Genomic DNA, 14922 nt, shown 5'->3' with positions numbered 1-14922 from the left:
ACAGTTTCTCACCCGCGTGGGCATCGTCATCGGACCTGTGATCCCCAGCGCGGTGGCATATGTCGCCCAAGTCCACATGGCCTGCTCTGCAGTTCGCCGTCGGAGCATCGCCGCTGGCGGCCTCGGTCAGCGCCAGCGCCCAGTGGACCGCAGGGGAACAGCAGTGTCTCTTCGATGGGTTACGCTCATTTCTTCCGCCATCAAGTGCGTGTCTGATGGTTGCCCAAGCGGTCACCATCTCACGCCATACTGAGGCGTGATCTGATCCGCTATCGTATGACCCGGCTAATGTCGGGGGCCAAGCTCTCCAGCGATCGGCAAAACAGCCTACCAAGCGGTCGTTCCACCATCGGCAGTGAGCACGCCCCCGACGACGAATGGGGAGTCGCCTGAGGTTAGGAAGAGAATGGATGTGGCAATCTCGTTCGGTCGTCCCATGCGCCCGATCTGTGCATGTCCGTCCAACTCGCGCCGCATCGCCCTTGGATCGGCGTTCCGCCACTACCGGGCTCCTCCCAAATGAAACGCCGATTTTGGCTATGCACTCCAAATTAACATCTGTATGACTGTATGACAATATGATGAAAGGCGAGCTTACCGAGATCGCGTTCCGCCGTCCTGCACGCCACACCATGCGCGAAGCCCTACGTGCAGAGCTTGCCGCTGACGATCGAGTAGACCGATCTCGACAATCCGGGCCCAGGTGAGGCGCTCGTGCGCATCGCGGCGGCTGAACTGTGCCATTCAGACCTTTCGGCTATGAACGGCGATCGCCCGCGGCCTGTCCCGATGGCTCTTAGCCATGAGGCTTCGGGCGTCGTGGCCGGCCTCGGTGCGGGCGTCGACGATCTCGCGGTTGGTGATCGCGTGGTGATGTTGATCCTGCCGACCTGCGGCGTCTGCGGGCCCTGCGCGGAGATGGTGCGTGGATCATGGCTGCGGGCCGAACATTGGAACTAAAGTGTATTTGAAACTGCAACCTGTCGAACACAACAGCGCGCCTGGACCTGTGCTCCCTACCCGGGCATCGTAGCGCGCGGTGACGGATTGAATGTCGATGAGTGATACTCTGCGGGTAGTCCCCACGCCCATGCGGCGACAGGTCGAGGAGGGGCTGCGCTCGGCGATCGTGAACGGGCGTTTCCTGCCCGGAGAGCACCTGTCCGATCGGGTGCTCTGCGAATTGACGGGCGCCAGCCGCAGCGTGGTGCGAGAGGCCGTCCGCCTGCTCGAGGCCGAGGGCTTGGTCACGGTGCAACCCAATCGCGGGCCGTTCGTCGCGCACCTTTCCGTGGAGGAAGCCTCGCAAATCTACGAGTTGCGCAGCGTACTCGAGGCCCTGGCCGGTGAAGGGTTCGTGCTGCGTGCGACCGACGAGGAGCGCCGTGCGCTGCGGGAGGTCTTCGAGGAGCTAGCGCGCTGCGGACCAGATACCGCGCGGGAGACGCTGCTCGCGATCAAGCAGCGGTTCTACGGGCTGCTGCTGAAGGGGGCACGCAATGCCTACGTTGCCCGCACGCTTGAGCAGCTGATGAATCGCAACATGCAGCTGCGTGCGATGTCGCTGTCGGATCCAGGGCGCCTGCCCTGGACGATCAAGGAGATCCGGCGGATCGTCGAGGCGATCGAGAGACGCGATCCTGAAGAGGCATTCGTCGCGTGCCGTGAGCACGTGCAAAGGGCTGCCGACGTAGCGCTCCGGATCCTGCGGGCACAACGAGACGCTCCCCCAGGCGGTCCGTCTGACGGCGACTGATCAGGCGCGTGCCCCGTCCTGCTCGAGCGCCGGGGACTGCCTAGACGCTCGGTCGATTATGCCGTGAATGGCCGCAGAGTGCGACATCCACGGCTGCCACGGTCAGGAGGGCCCGACGGGTTCACCCGAAACGGCGCCCTCGGCCTTGAGCACCTCGTGTGCGGCTTTGAACGCATCGAGGCCCGCCGGGATGCCGCAATAGATGGTCGCGTGGAGTAGGATTTCCTTGATCTCCTCCACCGAGACGCCGTTGGCGAGCGCGCCCTTTACGTGCAGTTTTAACTCGGCTGGCTTGCTGAGCGCGGTCAGCATCGCGAGGTTGAGCATGCTGCGCGTACGCCGATCGAGACCGTCGCGCGTCCAGGCATAGCCCCAGCACCACTCGGTCGTGATGCGTTGAAACGCCATCATGAAATCGTCGGCCTTGGCGAGCCCACCATCGACGTATTCTGCGCCGAGTACGGCGCGCCGCACTGCCAGACCCTTCTCGAATTGTTCGCTCTCAGCCATCGCACCCTCTCCACACCGCAGGTAACCCGGACAGTCCGCAATCACATACTGTATGTCAATAAGACAGATATGATCGGTTGTTTCGAGTGACAGCCGCAGCCTCGTCGCGACTTTCCTGTTCGGAACGATATCGTTTTACGCCGCTGGGCACTCAACGTGGCATTGCCGGACCAAAGCGCTTCGATCGGTGAGGAAACGATCGCACGGCGGGGATGCGTCGTATCTCGTTAAGCGTTAGGCAGACGGCGACAGGTGGAGTTGCACGGCCTCGGCGCCGGGCCGGTCGAGGCGCGGATAACGCGTCATCACGAGCGGGTCATGTCCCGGAATAATATGTGCCTCGCTTCCGGCGAGTTCGTTGAGGCGCGCCCAGCTCTCCGCCATCGCCGCCACGTCCACAACGATCGGATATGGATTCCCGGTCTCCATGTTGGCGTAGTAGTGCGCGGCGTCGGAGGCCAGTACGACGGCGCCCCGGACGGTCTCGACGCGCACGCATTGTAGGCCGCGGGAGTGGCCCGGGACGAGGTGCACCGACACGCCGGGAAAGAGCGTCGCGTCGCCGTCGTTGAAGCGCACCCGACCGGCGTAGACCCGCCGTACCATTTCCACCACGTCCTCGACCGCGAAGGCGTTGCGCAGCCGGCCGTGACACATGCAACGGCCCGTAGCGAAAGCCATCTCCGCGTCCTGGAGGTGGAATCTCGCCGCGGGAAACGCCGACAGGTTGCCGGCGTGGTCGTAATGCAGATGCGTGATGATGACGTCCGTGATGCTTTCTGGCACGACGCCTAGCGCACGCAGCGCATCGGCCGGGTGTTGCAGCAGGACCCGACCTCTGGCCTGGGCTTCTGCCTCGCCGAAACCCGTATCGACAAGGATCGTTCGCTCCTCGGACCGCAGCAGCCAAATGAAATAGTCCATCGGCATTGGCGTATCGTGCGAGTCTTGGCTGGCTTCCGGCGGAAAAATGAAGTTGTCGCGCGCAAATCTAGCATGGGTGGCGTAACGAATTGCAAGGACTTCGTAAATCATCTTTCGCTCGATCCTCCTTCCCCGCCTGCGGCCAAACCACCAGACTCCGATTTGAGTTCGTGCGATCGTGGGCGCCTACGTCTGTCCATCAGGTCAGGGTGTCCGCGCACCGCGGGCTGCAGACGTCCGGCACACAGTCGATCACAGCGCCATCGCCCGAACCCGGTTTGCGCCTCCCATAATTCATACTGTCTTACAATCAGATTGAAGGAGTGTCGATTGACGCCTTGCGAGTGGTTTGACAGGGTGTCGATCAATGACGGGCCGAACACGAGCCGCGGGGAGGGGCACAATGTCGGACAATGATGCCGCAGATCGGCCTCCCCGCCTCGACCGGAGGCAATTGGTTGGCGCGCTGGGTGGAGCGGTCGCAGCGCCCTTTCTGATCCGCCGCGCGCAGGCCGCCTCAGCGGTCAATATCGGCGTCATCCTGCCCCTATCGGGGGCGAATGCTCAGTTCGGGGTTAATTCCCGTAATGGCATTCAGCTCGTCGCAGATCAGATCAACGCGGCCGGCGGCATCAAGAGCCTCGGCAGCGCTCGGGTCGAGCTCGTCGTGGCGGATGCCACTTCGACGCCGACGCAGGCTGCGACGGTTGCGCAGCGCATGATCACCCAGAACCGGGTCGCGGCGATCCTCGGCGCTTTTGCGTCTTCGCTGACACTTGCGATTTCGGAGGTGACGGAGCGACGCGATATCCCGCTTCTGACGATGTCGTTCTCGGACCAGATCACCGAACGCGGCTTCAAGAGCGTATTCCAGGTCGTCGCGAAGGCGTCCGTGATCGGCGCGGCGCAGTTCGATGGAACGCTTGCGATCGCGAAAAAGGCCGGGACTGATCTGAAGCAGGTCGCGATCCTGTTCGAGGATACCGCCTACGGGACATCTCAGGCCGGTGGGCTGCGCAAGGCTGCGGCGAAGGCCGGCGTGCAGGTCGTGGTGGACGAGGGTTATCCGCTTGGCATTACCGACGTGACACCGTTGATCAATAAGCTGCGGGCCTCCGGCGCCCAGGCGGTGTTTCCAGTCTCCTACCTCAACGACAGCCTGCAGATCATTCGGGTGATGCGTCAGCAAGGGCTGACCTTCCCGGCGATCGGCGGCGCGGCGGGCTACGTCATCCCAGACTTCAAGAGCGGCCTTGGCGAGTACGCGGAGGGCATCCTCTCGATCAGCCCCGCGAACTGGGATCAGGATCCTGCACTAACCGACACGTTCAGCAAGCGCTACGGCTACTTCATGGTACACGAGGCGCTTGAGCACGCGGTCTGCCTCGACGTTTTGGTGCAGGCCATGGAGAAGGCCGGCAAGTCGGACCCGGCCTCCCTGCGCGAGGTCCTACACGGCACACGCTTCGAGGGCGGCTGGACCAAGGTGATGACCGGAGGCGCCGTCCAGTTCGATGCGGCCGGGCTGAACACGCTGGCTGAGCCATTGATGGTGCAATGGCGGGGCAAGGAGCCCGTGACCGTGTGGCCTGAGCGCTTCGCAAAGGCTCCGCCGATCTGGAAAGCCTGACGTGGCGCTCATCCAAGCGATCCTCGACGGAGTGATGATCGGCGGAGTTTATGCCGTCATCTCGATCGGTCTGACGCTAGTATTCGGCGTGATGGGTATCGTGAACTTCGCCCAAGCCGAATTTCTTATGCTCGGCATGTTCATCGCGTGGTTCGCCTGGGCCAAACTCGGGCTCGACCCGCTTGTCGGCGCCTTCCTCGCCTTCGCGCTGGTCTTCCTCCTCGGGCTCGCGGTGCAACACTGGCTGGTCCGCCGGGTGATGCGTGCCCCCGAAGTCGCGCAGATCTTCCTGACCGTAGGCTTGCTGATCGTTCTGGAGAACGCCGCGCTGCTCGCTTTCGGCTCGGATTTCCGCTCGGTGTCGACGCCCTACCAAACCGCCGCCCTCCGGCTCGGGCCGCTGTTCGTCAGCGTGCCCTATCTCGCCGCCTTCGCGATGTCGGCCCTGAGTGGCCTGGGGCTGTGGTGGTTTCTGCGGGTGAGCTGGTTCGGGCGGGCGATGCGGGCGACAGCCCAAGACCCGATGGCGGCGCGGTTGTCGGGCATCGACGTCGACCGGATGCGGCGCCTCGCTTTCGGCCTCGGCGTCGGGCTCTCCGCGTTCGGAGGCGCGGTGATCCTGCCATATCTGACGGTTTATCCGACCGTCGGCAGCCAGTTCGTGGTCTTGATGTTCACGGTGGTGGTACTCGGCGGCCTCGGCAGTGTTGCGGGCGCTGTGGTCGGCGGCCTCGCGGTCGGTGTGATCCAATCGCTTTCCGGTCTCGTCTTCCCGATCCAGCTTCAGAACCTCGTGCTGTTCGTGGTGTTTATCGCTGTCCTGGCGGTTCGCCCCGAGGGGCTTCTGGGGAAGGCCCGGTGAGCGCCGTCGCCACGTCCCCGCCCTCAGCCGGATCGCCGCTCACAGGGCGGTTCGTGCCCGTCGCGGCGATCGCGGCTGCGCTGATCGTGCCGCTCGGGCTCGATGGCGACGGCTACGCGATCCGCGTGATCGCCCTGGTGTTCCTGTTCGCGGCACTGGGCCAGAGCTGGAACATCGTCGGGGGGCTCGCAAACCAGATCTCGCTCGGGCACGCAGCCTTCTTCGGGATCGGTGCTTACACCTCGACGCGCCTCCTCATCGACTTCGGTCTGTCGCCCTGGTTCGGGATGCTTGCCGGAGGCGTTCTCGGGGGTGCCGCAGCCGCCCTGATCAGTCTCCCGACGATGCGGCTGCGCGGCCACTACTTCGCCCTGGCCACCCTCGCCTTCGGAGAGGTCATGCGCGTCGTCGCCAATGCCTGGACTGGCCTGACCGGCGGCCCGGTCGGCATCTCCGTTCCCTATTCGGCGCCGGGGCTCTGGATGCTGAGCTTCAAGGGCACGCTGCCGTTCTACTATCTGAACCTCACCGCACTCGTGGGGGTGACGGCGGTGTTTGTGGGCATTCGCCGCTCAGCCTTCGGCTACCGGCTCCAGGCTGTGCGAGAGGACGCGAACGCCGCCGAGGTCGTCGGCGTCGATACCGCGCGTATCAAGATCCAAGCGGCCGTGATCTCGGGAGCGTTGACCGCGATGCTCGGCACGCTCTACGCCCAGATGAACTTCTTCTTTGATCCTGACGCGGTGTTCGGTGCGGCGCCGATCTCGGTGCGCATCGCTCTCATCGCGATCGTGGGCGGTATCGGGACGGCAGCGGGTCCGATCCTCGGTGCGATCCTGATCGTGTCGTTGGAGGAGATCGCCAACGTACTGCTCTCGGGTCAGGTCGCCGGACTGTCGAATCTCGTCTACGGGCTGATCCTGATCGCGGTGATCATGATCCAGCCGCACGGACTTGTCGCTTTGGGCCCGGTCTTCCGGCGGCCCTGGCGCGTGCCAGCTGTGGATGCGGCGAAGTGACCGCGCCGGACATGCCAGCGAGCCCCATTCTCGAGATGCGCGGGGTCGGCAAGCGCTTCGGCGGGCTGCAGGCGCTTCAGGATGTGAGCTTTGAGGTCCGGCGCGGCGAGATTCTCGGTCTGATCGGCCCGAATGGCGCCGGGAAGACCACCTTGTTCTCAACACTGGTCGGCCTGCACCGGGCGGATGCCGGGGCGATCCTGCTGGAGGGCCGGAACCTCGTCGGGCTCAAGCCCCACCGGATCGCACGGCTCGGTCTGACCAAAACCTTCCAGAACGTCGCGCTGTTCATGGACACGGACGTTCTCGATAACGTAGTCATCGGCGCGTTGCTGCACCACCCGTTGCCCGAGGCACGCGTCCGCGCGCTCGCCTGCTTGGAGCGCGTCGGGCTCGCCAACATCGCGCACAAACGGGCGGGCGACCTGTCGTTTCCCGAACGCGCCCGCGTCGAGGTCGCCCGTGCCCTATCGACCGAGCCGAAGATGCTCTTGCTCGATGAGGTAATGGCAGCGTTGAACGCCGTGGAGATGGCGGAGATGATGGACCTGATCCGGGCGCTGCGCGCGGACGGGCTCACCGTCATCGTGGTCGAGCACCACATGAAGGCGATCATGGCGCTGTGCGACCGGATCGTCGCGCTGAGCTTCGGCCGGCTGCTGGCGGTGGGATTGCCGGACGAGATTGTTCGACACCCCGATGTCGTCACCGCATATCTTGGGCGTGCCTATGCCGAGTGAGGCCGTCGACCTCCTGAGCGTGCGCGATCTCCATGCTGGCTACGGCACGGCGGACATTTTGCGCGGTGTCTCCCTGCGCGTCGGCGCGGGCGAGTTCGTCTGCGTCATCGGAGCCAATACCGCCGGCAAAAGCACACTTCTGCGGGCGATCTCCCGCCTCGTGCCCCGGGCGCGGGGGGCCATCAGCTTCTGCGGCACTGACCTGATGGCCATGCCGGCTCACGCCGTACCGGCGCTCGGCATAGCCCACGTGCCCGAAGGGCGTCACGTGTTCGGTGAGATGACGGTCGAAGAGAATTTGTGTCTCGGCGCGTTCAGCCGGCGGCGGGAACCAGGTCTCGGCGATCGCATCGAGACCGTCTACGCCCTCTTCCCCCGGCTCGCCGAGCGGCGCAGGCAGCGCGCCGGCTCGATGTCGGGAGGCGAGCAGCAGATGGTGGCGCTCGGGCGCGCGCTCATGCTCGCCCCGGGCCTGCTGATCCTCGACGAGCCCAGCCACGGGCTTGCGCCGATCGTCGTTGAGGAGTTGCACCGGGCCCTGTCCGACATCCATGCCCGCGGAACCGCTATCCTCCTGGTGGAACAGAACACGGTGCTCGCCCTCGATGTCGCGAGCCGGGGCTACGTCTTGGAGGCTGGCCGCATCGTGATCGAGGGGACTGCCGAGATGTTGCGGACCAACTCGCAGGTGCGAACCGCCTATCTCGGGATCTGAGCGCCTGATGTCCCACGTGGCTTCCCAGGCTGCCGACGGGAGGAACGACCATCCGGCCGATGGTGCGATGCTTCGCCGCCCCTGGGCAGTGGGCTGAGGAACCGAGATGCTGGATTTTATCGCGACGCTGACAGCGCGCCTCTCGTTCGCCCTAGATGATCCCGAGTTGCAGGCGTCGGCGCGTGGCCTGGACGCGCGCGTCCGACTTGCATGCGGCGATGCGGCGGTCGATCTCGTTTTCGCGCCCGACGCGCCGACGCGATGGTCTGGTTCCACCGGCGGGGTTGTCGACGTCGCTCTCACCGCACCGCCGATGATTTGGGAGGCAGCCCTGGCGCGGGTGCCGCCGCCTCTGCACCAGTCTTTTACCGCCCTGCAACTGGCAAATCCCGACGCGACCGTGTCGGGCGACCCGCTGCGCGTGGCCCAGGCGCGCCCGGCGCTGGAGCGGCTGCTCGAGGTCCTGCGGCTGGTGGCCGGACCGGCCACCGCCGGTGGTTCGCCGCCTCAGCCCGTCACCCGGGATATGGGCCAAGTGATCGGACGCTACGTGTCCCTGATCACGCAAGAGGGACCGTGCGAGGTATTTTATGAGGCGGCGGGCTCAGGTTCGCCGGTGGTGTTCCTGCACACGGCCGGGGCCGATTCGCGGCAGTACGGCGCGTTGCTGTCGGACGTGGCATTGGCGCGAGACTGGACGCTCCTGGCATTCGATTGCCCCTTTCACGGGCGATCGCTGCCACCCCTGGATTGGGACGGAGGCGCGTACCGTCTCGACGGCGCACGCTACGCATCGTGGGTCACGGCGTTTCTGGAGACCGTTGTGCCGACGCCGGCGATCCTGGTCGGCTGCTCGATGGGCGCGGCGATCGCCTTGACGGTCGCTGCCGACCGACCCGACCTGCTGCGAGGGATCATCGCTCTGGAAGCGCCGCTGCGCTCATCAGGTCGACGCAACCCCTATCTCGCCCATGCGGCCGTCTCCGGAGGGGGGCACAACAGCGCCTACGTGCGCGGCTTGATGAGCCCGACCAGCCCGGAAGCGTGGCGGCGCCGCGCCGCGTGGATCTACGCGCAAGGCGGGCCAGGGGTTTATACCGGCGACCTCGCCTTCTACAGCGACGAGTTCGACGGGGCCCGGGTCGCGCCGCGAATCGATGCGGGCCGGCTTCCGGTCCACCTCCTCACCGGGACCTACGATTACTCGGCCACCACCGACGATGGCGCGGCGCTCGCCGCCCTCATGCCGGGCAGCACCTTCCACGCGATGCCGGACCTTGGTCATTTCCCGATGTCCGAAAATCCCGACCTGTTCCGCCCCTACTTCGCGCGGGCGCTCGACGCGATCCGGGCCGCCGGCTGAAAGATATGAAATCCATGGAGGAGAGAACGATGGCGGAGAACAAGATCATGCCACCCGTGACGCTCGGGTTTATCGGCCTGGGCAAGATGGGACTTCCGATGGCCGTGCGGCTGATCGGGGCTGGCTACACCGTGCGCGGCTACGATCCAGCTCAGCAGGCCTTGAATAACCTTGCCGGCGCCGGCGGCACGGCCTGTACTTCCGCCGCGGCAACGGCAGTGGGCGCGGCGGCGGTGATCACCATGTTGCCCGATGGCGATACCGTGCGCCGCGTGGTGCTCGACGATGCTGATCCGGTCGGTACGGCGATGGCCCGGGACACCGTCTTGATCGAGATGAGTTCCTCAGCGCCACTCTCGACCCGAGCGCTCGGGGAGCGACTGGCGGGGGCTGGGATCGATGTCGTCGATGCGCCGGTCTCGGGCGGTGTGAAGAAAGCCGTAGCCGGTACCTTGTCCATCATGGCAGGCGGCGAGCCGGCAGCGATCGAGCGCATCACGGGCGTGCTCGATGCGATGGGCTGCTCCATCTTCCGAACCGGCGCCCTGGGCTCTGCTCATGCCATGAAGGCGCTCAACAACTACGTGTCCGCCGCTGGCTTGATCGCCGCCTGCGAGGCGGTTCAGATCGGCGCGGCGTTCGGACTCGACCCAGAATTGATGACGGATATCTTCAACGTCTCTACCGGCTGCAACAATTCCACCGAAAACAAGCTCAAGCCCTTCATCATCACCGAAGCCTATAATTCGGGTTTCGGGCTCGCGCTCATGACCAAGGATATCGGTATCGCGGTTGATCTCGCCAAAGATCTGGAGCGACCTGCACCGTTCTCCCAGGACGTGGTCGCATTCGCCCGTCGCGCTCTTGAGCAGTTGGGGCCGGCCGCCGATCACACAGAGGTCGACCGCTACCTCAAGATTTTGGCGGCCGAATCTGTAAGTGAGCGTGATCTGTCAACACGGGCCCTGAAATCAGAGTAACCGCTATAGATCTGGAGACGGTGCCTTTTCACTGTGGCCGTTATAAACGGCAGGGGCATGCACCAGGACTTGGTGATCCTCGCAGTGCCACCCGGATGACCACAGGCTGGAAATCTTTGCGGTGATCACTGCGAAACAGTCTTGATCTTCCGCAGACGGACTGCGAGCGCTGGATGTAGCCGCTCGGCCGACACGTTCGAGGCTCGACACGCGATCGAGAGGCGGTCTCACGTCGAGTACGCCACCGAATCCTTTGGGCCTGCGTAACTCGCTCGCTCGTCGAAGGAGGCAGGGAGAGGCGGTGCGCGTGGATGCGGCCCGAGCGAGCAGCTTGACCGAAAGGAACGGGTGCCAAAGGCACTTTGCGGCATGACCTCATCGGGTTGGCGCGCGCATGCGACCCGCGGGTGATGAGCGCGATGGTCGCCCGCGTGAAATGGGCTAGCCGCCGCAGCCGCTATCACCTCACGAAGCAGGTGGTCGGATCGGTCTTCGGCCAGATCAAGCAGGCCCGAGGCTTCCGACAGTCCTGATAAGAGGGCTCGATCAGGCACGGGGCAGGTAGGCCATAAACTGCATGGTCCACAACTTCTTGGAGCTGGCACAGGCCGGCCGCTGAGCCCACTGATCCGAACCCGCCTCCGAGCAAGCATGTCGGTGCCCCAGTCATGCCCTGAGGGCGGCGTGCGGAAATAATGTTTCTCGGCAGAACGACTCCGGATAAAGATCATCCCTGAGGCTTTAGGCTTGAAGCCATCGTCGCGCATGTTCTTGCATTTGTGGGCTCTGGTCGTATAGCCTCACTTCATGGTTCGCTGGCGACTCTCTTTCTTCGGCTGCATGGCCGTGTGTGCTCTCGCTTTCGGTCCGGCCTTCGCTGAACCGGACCTTTCCGGCGTCTGGTTGCCGGACGTCGCGGATCAGATGCGGCAAGAGAGAACAAATACGCCGCCCTGGAATGACGCTGCCGGCAAGCAAGTTCAGCATCTCAAGGACGAACAGAAAGCCGGCCGGCCGTTCCTCCTGCTAAGCCACTGCCTTCCGCACGGAATGCCGAGCTGGATGCTCATCACGCACAATCCCTTCGAGATGCTGGTGACACCCGGCCGTATCACGATGCTCGGCGAGGTCGACGGCAACCGGATGCGCAGGATCTACACGGACGGGCGTTCCCATTCCGAGGATCCCGACCTCACGCTGCACGGCGAGTCGATCGGCCGGTGGGAGGGGGATACGCTCGTCGTCGATACGGTGGCGATCTTACCGCAAGCCTTCCTCGCGATCAGCGAGGCTGTCGGGATACCGAATGACGGAGATACTCACGTCGTCGAGCGCCTGCATCTGACGGCGCCGAACACCTTGCACGACGATCTGGAAATCACCGCACCACATGTCCTGACCAGCACGTGGAAAACGACGCGGGTCTTCAATCGCTATCCCGAAAAGCACTTCGAGATCGCAGAAGGTGAGTGCGCGTTGGGAGAGTTGCGCCCTGGCAAGGACAGCTACGGAAACGACATCTTCGTGCCCGCGCCCGAGGGTGAGTACGGCACCGTCCACACGGAGAAATGACCTGTGATCCACAATTGGCGTTCCTCACTCGGTCTCGGCATCGCTGTCTCCGTCGTCGCTGGCAGCTTGGCCTTCGCCCATCACTCGACGGCCGGATATGACCTCGATCATATGGAGGACCTGGCCGGCACGCTGAAGCAAGTGAACTGGGCCAATCCGCACATATCCTTCATCATCGATACCGACGCGAAGGACGGCCCGCGGTCGGGTACATGGGCTTTCGAGGCCTCGAGCCCCGGCGTGCTGACCCGATCCGGCTGGACCAAGCGATCCATCCAGCCGGGCGATCACGCAATCTTCACGTTCGCCCCGCTGCGCGACGGCAAGCCGGGAGGGATCCTGAGGAAGGTCAAGCTCGATAACGGGACTGAGCTTAGCTACAGCTTCATGCCGGTCGAGTAAGCGCCATGGAATACGCGCTCTACGAACTGACGGGGAGATTGTCCCACACGTGGCTCAGCGGCTTCATCCAGACGACGCCCTACGTGATCCCGGGCTTGCAGATCGTCCACATCCTCTGCGTCGCCATTGTGTTTACCGCGGCTACAGTGACGGCCGGGCGCGTGTTCGGGTGGGTTGAACGCGATGTTGAGGAGAGCCGAGTCGCCCGACGGTTTCTGACCTCGATCTGGAAGGTCTTGCCGATCCTGGTTCTGACCGGAAGCTTGCTGGTGGTCGGCGAACCGCGGCGATCGCTGTTGAACGCCACGTTCGGCCTCAAGATGGCTTTGCTTCTGTTCGCTATCATACTGACGGGCGTCTTACAGGCGCGGGTCATGCACTTGCCCGACGGCATGCGGCGCCGCGAGGGGCGCACGGCCACCATCATGGTTTCGATCGCCTTTCTGACGCTCTGGTGTACCATTCTGGTTGCCGGACGGTGGATTGCCTACACACCGACCGCCTGATGACCTTCAGAGACCTCATCGCGCTGCTGGAAAACAGCAGCATCGCCGAAGCTATTCGCGAAGGCGACTGGCTTTTTCCCTCGATCGAGTCGGTTCACGTCATCGCGATCTGCGCGACGATCGGCTCGATCTTCATCCTCGATCTCCGGCTGCTGAATATGGCGTCGCGTGATCGGCCCGTCATCAACCTCGCACGATCCGTCCTTCCTTTGACGTGGATCGCTTTCGTGATCGCCGCGACGACGGGCTTCCTCCTCTTCATCTCTAATGCCAGCCGATATCTCGCCAACGGCTACTTCGACACGAAGTTGGTTCTCATAGCCCTGGCTGGGGCGAACATGCTGGTCTTCCATTTCCTCGGCGGCCGTGATCTCACCAAGTGGGTTGCAGATGCCCGACCCCCCAGCGCAGGGCGTATCGCCGGTGCTTTATCAATTGCTCTGTGGGTTGCGGTCGTAATCTGCGGGCGCATGATCGGCTTCACAATGGATCCGACGTGAAACGCGCAGCTCCGCTCGGCATCCTAGCAATTCTACTTGGGTCCGCGGTGAAGGCGCAGGATGCGCTACCACCCTTCGTCGAACAGGTCGACATGAAGACCTTCATGGAGCACGTACTGACGCCCGCAGCGACCAAAATCTGGGAGGTCAACGCGGTCGTCATCGACGTCAAGGGGGAACGTGACCTCGGGCCGAAAACGGATGAGGATTGGGAAAATCTGGTGAGTGCGTCGGCTACGCTGGTGGAGGCGACAAACGCCCTGATGATCCCGCAGCGGCAACGCGATGCACAATGGAACGACTATGCCAAGCGCCTCGCCAATATAGCCAAGAAAGCTTATGTCGCGGCGGAAGCGCAGGATCTCAAATCCATCTCCGAGGTGTCCGACCAGCTTGATGGCGTCTGCGCCGCGTGCCATCGGCACCTCGGATTGGAGTGATCGCGGTCTTGGCCGCCCAAGCTGCGGAACGCCGCAGCGAGCTTTGTTCCGTAGCGTGTCCTTATGCGAATGGCTGGACGGAGGGCGGCAATGTCCGCTTACGGGACTTTCCCAAGTGGGCTGAATGGCCGCGATGGGCGCAAAGCCGAAGGTCTGCTTTTCAGCTGAATCCATAGCTTGCCCCGCTCGGCTGCTCGACCGCCCAGTAGACAGTCTCCAACAGGCACGATCGTCAACGCATTGACATTAGGATTATTATCCGATATGGTGCTCGACGTCGCCCAAACCCCGCGACGCCGCAACAGGCGGGTCACGATGCCCCCTCGCCCCAAACCACCCCCACCCTATCGGCACGCGCAGCCTCACCTCAGCGCATCCCCCTCATCAAGGCGGCCCTCGGGCCGCCTTCGTCGTTTCTGGAGCCCGATCATGCCCGCCAACCCTCCGCACCGGGCCGCAACCGTGCCGCCACCAGCCGCAATCAAGATTGGCCTCAAGCCCCCGGCGGTACGTAGGCCCACAGGAGCCATGGGCGCCACGTCAATAGCCATGGCAGGCGACAGCAAGGCCGCGGCAGCGGCACCGTCCCCCGTGGGCAGCCAGAGTGGCGGCATAGTAGGCGTCCTCGTCATCGCCCTGGGCTAGCACGAGGCTGCCGGGGCCGATGTCGGCCCAGTCGAACGGCGGCTTGGCGCCCCCGCCCGAACCCGCGCCGGCCCATACGGCCATCCCGCCGCCACTCTGGCTGCCCACGGGGGACGGTGCCGCTGCCGCGGCCTTGCTCTCGCCTGCCATGGCTATTGACGTGGCGTCCATTGCTCCTGTGGGCCTACGCACCGCCGGGGGCTTGAGGACAATCTTGATTTCGGCTGGTGGCGGCACGGTTGCGGCTCGGTGCGGAGGGTTGGCGGGCATGATCGGGCTCCAGAAACGACGAAGGCAGCCCGAGGGCCGCCTTGATGAGGGGGATGCGCTGAGGTGAGGCTGCGCGTGCCGATAGGGT

General features: G+C 64.2%; 17 protein-coding genes and 2 pseudogenes. 15 read left to right on the top strand and 4 right to left on the bottom strand.

The genetic code is table 11. The annotated features are described in order from the left end of the window. Positions 1-327: 327 nt before the first annotated feature. Positions 328-477, bottom strand: a complete 150-nt coding sequence (locus MKK75_RS36265; protein ID WP_409567493.1) for an SDR family oxidoreductase — start codon at positions 475-477, stop codon at positions 328-330. A gap of 141 nt (positions 478-618) precedes the next feature. Here MKK75_RS36265 and MKK75_RS00680 point away from each other — a divergent pair. Next, positions 619-918, top strand: a pseudogene (locus MKK75_RS00680) (alcohol dehydrogenase catalytic domain-containing protein); the annotation flags it as partial. Positions 919-1057: 139 nt separating this feature from the next. Further along, on the top strand, positions 1058-1756 hold the full coding sequence (locus tag MKK75_RS00675) for a GntR family transcriptional regulator (protein ID WP_244040715.1): 699 nt from the start codon (positions 1058-1060) through the stop codon (positions 1754-1756). 102 nt (positions 1757-1858) lie between these two features. Here the strand turns inward: MKK75_RS00675 and MKK75_RS00670 are convergent, their stop codons facing one another. Then, a complete protein-coding gene (locus tag MKK75_RS00670) occupies positions 1859-2266 on the bottom strand; it encodes a carboxymuconolactone decarboxylase family protein (protein WP_244040714.1) in 408 nt (135 codons plus the stop codon). Positions 2267-2500: 234 nt separating this feature from the next. Continuing rightward, positions 2501-3301 carry an N-acyl homoserine lactonase family protein gene (locus tag MKK75_RS00665; protein WP_244040713.1) on the bottom strand — a complete coding sequence of 267 codons (801 nt, stop codon included), beginning with the start codon at positions 3299-3301 and terminating at the stop codon, positions 2501-2503. A gap of 292 nt (positions 3302-3593) precedes the next feature. Between MKK75_RS00665 and MKK75_RS00660 the strand changes: the two genes are divergently transcribed. From MKK75_RS00660 to MKK75_RS00600, 13 genes and pseudogenes are all read left to right on the top strand, one after another. Further along, positions 3594-4820, top strand: coding sequence for an ABC transporter substrate-binding protein (locus MKK75_RS00660; protein WP_244040712.1), 1227 nt, complete (start codon positions 3594-3596; stop codon positions 4818-4820). Between the two features lies 1 nt (position 4821). After that, positions 4822-5682 carry a branched-chain amino acid ABC transporter permease gene (locus MKK75_RS00655; protein ID WP_244040711.1) on the top strand — a complete coding sequence of 287 codons (861 nt, stop codon included), beginning with the start codon at positions 4822-4824 and terminating at the stop codon, positions 5680-5682. Then, positions 5679-6701 (top strand): branched-chain amino acid ABC transporter permease, encoded by a 1023-nt coding sequence (locus tag MKK75_RS00650; protein ID WP_244040710.1) that lies wholly within the window; start codon positions 5679-5681, stop codon positions 6699-6701. The genes MKK75_RS00655 and MKK75_RS00650 overlap by 4 nt, the downstream gene beginning before the upstream one ends. Before the next feature lie 11 nt (positions 6702-6712). Then, on the top strand, positions 6713-7441 hold the full coding sequence (locus tag MKK75_RS00645) for an ABC transporter ATP-binding protein (protein ID WP_244040709.1): 729 nt from the start codon (positions 6713-6715) through the stop codon (positions 7439-7441). Beyond that, the gene (locus MKK75_RS00640) at positions 7431-8156 is read left to right on the top strand and encodes an ABC transporter ATP-binding protein (RefSeq protein WP_244040708.1); all 726 of its coding nucleotides are present in this window, start codon (positions 7431-7433) and stop codon (positions 8154-8156) included. The genes MKK75_RS00645 and MKK75_RS00640 overlap by 11 nt, the downstream gene beginning before the upstream one ends. Before the next feature lie 106 nt (positions 8157-8262). Continuing rightward, entirely contained in the window at positions 8263-9519 is a 1257-nt protein-coding gene (locus MKK75_RS00635) for an alpha/beta fold hydrolase (RefSeq protein WP_244040707.1), read from the top strand. Positions 9520-9548: 29 nt separating this feature from the next. Continuing rightward, positions 9549-10499 (top strand): NAD(P)-dependent oxidoreductase, encoded by a 951-nt coding sequence (locus tag MKK75_RS00630; RefSeq protein ID WP_244040706.1) that lies wholly within the window; start codon positions 9549-9551, stop codon positions 10497-10499. Positions 10500-10906: 407 nt separating this feature from the next. Beyond that, positions 10907-11064 (top strand): annotated as a pseudogene (locus MKK75_RS00625) (IS5/IS1182 family transposase); the annotation flags it as partial. 242 nt (positions 11065-11306) lie between these two features. Beyond that, positions 11307-12071: a hypothetical protein gene (locus tag MKK75_RS00620; RefSeq protein ID WP_244040705.1), complete on the top strand. Its 765-nt coding sequence runs from the start codon at positions 11307-11309 to the stop codon at positions 12069-12071. A 3-nt stretch (positions 12072-12074) separates the two neighbouring features. Continuing rightward, positions 12075-12473: a DUF6152 family protein gene (locus tag MKK75_RS00615; RefSeq protein ID WP_244040704.1), complete on the top strand. Its 399-nt coding sequence runs from the start codon at positions 12075-12077 to the stop codon at positions 12471-12473. Positions 12474-12478: 5 nt separating this feature from the next. After that, positions 12479-12979: a DUF6644 family protein gene (locus MKK75_RS00610; RefSeq protein ID WP_244040703.1), complete on the top strand. Its 501-nt coding sequence runs from the start codon at positions 12479-12481 to the stop codon at positions 12977-12979. Beyond that, positions 12979-13479 (top strand): DUF6644 family protein, encoded by a 501-nt coding sequence (locus MKK75_RS00605; RefSeq protein ID WP_244040702.1) that lies wholly within the window; start codon positions 12979-12981, stop codon positions 13477-13479. Before MKK75_RS00610 ends, MKK75_RS00605 begins: the two co-directional genes overlap by 1 nt. Beyond that, a complete protein-coding gene (locus MKK75_RS00600; protein ID WP_244040701.1) occupies positions 13476-13919 on the top strand; it encodes a hypothetical protein in 444 nt (147 codons plus the stop codon). The genes MKK75_RS00605 and MKK75_RS00600 overlap by 4 nt, the downstream gene beginning before the upstream one ends. A gap of 540 nt (positions 13920-14459) precedes the next feature. On the opposite strand, the gene MKK75_RS00595 is transcribed toward MKK75_RS00600, so the two are convergent. Continuing rightward, complete coding sequence (locus tag MKK75_RS00595; protein ID WP_244040700.1) at positions 14460-14714, bottom strand: hypothetical protein; 255 nt, start codon at positions 14712-14714, stop codon at positions 14460-14462. Between the last annotated feature and the right edge of the window lie 208 nt (positions 14715-14922).

It is taken from the genome of Methylobacterium sp. J-030, from assembly GCF_022829545.1.
Classification (GTDB): domain Bacteria; phylum Pseudomonadota; class Alphaproteobacteria; order Rhizobiales; family Beijerinckiaceae; genus Methylobacterium.
The sequence above is the reverse complement of the archived record's forward strand: the minus strand, read 5'-3'. Positions and strand labels throughout refer to the sequence as shown.